Consider the following 2,419-nt stretch of genomic DNA (forward strand, 5'->3'; position numbering starts at 1 on the left):
CATCCGGTCGCGCAGGATGCCCGCGTTGTTGACCACGATGTCGATCGAGCCGAACGTGTCGATCGCGAGCCGGATCAGCTTGCCGGCCGCGTCGAAGTCGGAAACGTCGCCGCGGTGCGCGGCGGCCTTGCCACCGGCCGCGACGATCTCGGCGACGACGTCGTCGGCGGGGTTGGGGCTGCCTTCGGGGGCGAAGTCGTTGATCACGACCGCCGCGCCCTGCTTCGCGAGTTCGAGGGCCTCGGCGCGGCCCAGGCCGCGGCCGGCGCCGGTGACTACGGCGACCTTGCCGTCGAGTGACGTGGTCATGGCGTACTCCTCATGGGTGACCGCGGTGCTCGTGGCCGCATGGCCCTGGTGGGGGGCTCGGTGGGCGGATCGGCTGCGGGTGCGTGGGTGGTTCGGGGGTTTTGGGTTCCCAGCCGCCCACCCGTTGCGTCGGGTGGGCGGGCTGCGGGCTACTGCGGTGTCGCTTGGCTCGGGGTCAGAGCGTGACGATCGTGCGGATCGATTCGCCGCTCTTCATCAGGTCGAACGCGTCGTTGATGTTCGCCAGGGTGAGGCGGTGGGTGATCATCTCTTCGAGGTCGAGACGACCGGCGCGCCACAGCTTGGTGATGCGGTCGTACTCGGTGAGGATGTCGCCGCCGCCGTAGATGCTGCCGATGATGCGCTTCTGGTCGAAGAACAGCTCGAACATGTTGAACGAGACGTTGTCGTCCATCGCGCCGGCGCCGACGATGATCACGTCGCCGCCGCGGCGGGTCAGTTCGTACGCGCTGCGGGCGGTGAAGGACTTGCCGACGACCTCGAAGACATAGTCGAAGCCCTGGTTGGCGGTCAGGTCGCGCTTGGCGTCGGCGGCCTGGTCCGGGGTGATCGCGTGGGTGGCGCCGAACTTCTTGGCCCACGCGTGCTTGGACTCGGCCGGGTCGATCGCCACGATGTCGGCCGCGCCCGCGGCCCGCAGGCCCTGGATGACCGCGATCCCGACGCCGCCGGCGCCGATCACCGCGCACGACGCGCCGGGCTCGATCCTGGCGCTGTTGAACACCGCGCCGACGCCGGTGGTGACACCGCAGCCGATCAGCGCCGCGATCTCGTACGGCACGTCGTCGGCGACCTTGACCGCACACGGCGCGGCGACGACGACCTCTTCGGCGAAGGTGCCGGTGCCGGTGAAGCCGTACGACGGCGTGCCGCCGAAGGTGAAGTTCTGGGTGCCGGCGTTCATGAACCCGGCCAGACACAGGTTGGACTGGCCACCGCGGCAGTAGTTGCAGGTGCCGCACGGCGGCGCCCAGCAGATGATGACCCGGTCGCCGACCGCGACGGAGGTCACACCGTCGCCGACCTCGACGACCTCGCCGGCGCCCTCGTGGCCGGGTACGAACGGCGCGGGCTGGGGCAGGACGCCGGTCATCGCCGACAGGTCCGAGTGGCACACGCCGGTCGCGTGCAGCTTGACCCGCACGCGTCCCGGGCCCATGCCCACGGCCTCGACATCGTCGCGAACATCGAGCTTGTCCTGGCCGGTCTCGTGCAGAACCGCTGCGCGCATGGGGGCTCCCTCGTCTTTGCTCGAACCAATACTTGGCCCGGTCAAGAACTATAACTTGTTCTCGTTTTGACTCAAGACCAATGACACAGTCAAGGTATCCGGCCTCGGTGGATGACGAAAGGCATGGGCCCGACACAACGAACGGCAGTACTCGCGCGTCCACTCACGGTAGGCACCGGGTGGGGCGACAGGGGGTTGCGCGTGTTGGGCTCGGCAAGGGACGAAAGGGACGCGGCTCTGGCGACTTTGCTCGCCGCTCGTGGCGACGCCCTGAAGGGATACGCGTTCCTGCTGTGCGGCGACGCGGCACAGGCCGAGGACCTGGTCCAGGAAGCGCTGCTACGCGCCCTGGACAAGCTCGTCTCGACGAAGACCGAGAACCTGGAACCCCTCGTGCGCAGGACGATCCTGCGCCTGGTGGTCGACGGTTCGCAGCGCCGGCGGCGCTGGCTGCGGGTGCGCCCGTTGTTCGTGCCACCACCGATCACCGACGACGAAAGCGCCGACGCCGCCGAACGGATCACCGTCCGCGCCGCGCTCATGCGGTTGTCGCCGCGACGACGCGCGTGCGTGATCCTGCGCTACTACGAGGACCGCTCCGTGGCGCAGATCGCGCTGGACCTGGACTGCGGCGAGGGCACCGTCAAGCGGCATCTGCACGACGCCCGCCGGGTGTTGGCGGCCGCGCTGACGGACGACGCTTCCCTCTCTGCCCCTTCACCCGAGAGGGTGAGGCATGCAACCCGATGAGCAGCGCATCGTCCACGCCCTGCGGACCGTCGCCGCCGACGCGGGGCCGCTGCGGTTACGGATGGACGACCTGCGACCGGTGCGCCGCCGGCGGGCCCGGCGTCGGTT

At 69.5% G+C, this 2,419-nt stretch carries 3 protein-coding genes; 1 reads left to right on the forward strand and 2 read right to left on the reverse strand.

Features of this window, described 5'->3' with window-relative positions; genetic code table 11:
• A partial coding sequence (locus tag GT354_RS40005) for an SDR family NAD(P)-dependent oxidoreductase (protein ID WP_161361358.1) occupies positions 1-309 on the reverse strand: 309 nt, incomplete at its 3' end.
• Positions 310-484: 175 nt separating this feature from the next.
• Positions 485-1,561: a Zn-dependent alcohol dehydrogenase gene (locus tag GT354_RS40010; RefSeq protein WP_161361360.1), complete on the reverse strand. Its 1,077-nt coding sequence runs from the start codon at positions 1,559-1,561 to the stop codon at positions 485-487.
• A gap of 201 nt (positions 1,562-1,762) precedes the next feature.
• Between GT354_RS40010 and GT354_RS40015 the strand changes: the two genes are divergently transcribed.
• Complete coding sequence (locus tag GT354_RS40015) at positions 1,763-2,311, forward strand: sigma-70 family RNA polymerase sigma factor (protein ID WP_202512826.1); 549 nt, start codon at positions 1,763-1,765, stop codon at positions 2,309-2,311.
• The last annotated feature ends 108 nt before the right edge of the window (positions 2,312-2,419 follow it).

It is taken from the genome of Streptomyces sp. SID3343 (assembly GCF_009865215.1).
GTDB lineage: Bacteria > Actinomycetota > Actinomycetes > Streptomycetales > Streptomycetaceae > Embleya.

Bases quoted from the DNA above. Each gene is read 5' to 3' on its own strand.
- GT354_RS40010 (WP_161361360.1), bottom strand. From the start codon at position 1,561: ATGCGCGCAGCGGTTCTGCACGAGACCGGCCAGGACAAGCTCGATGTT.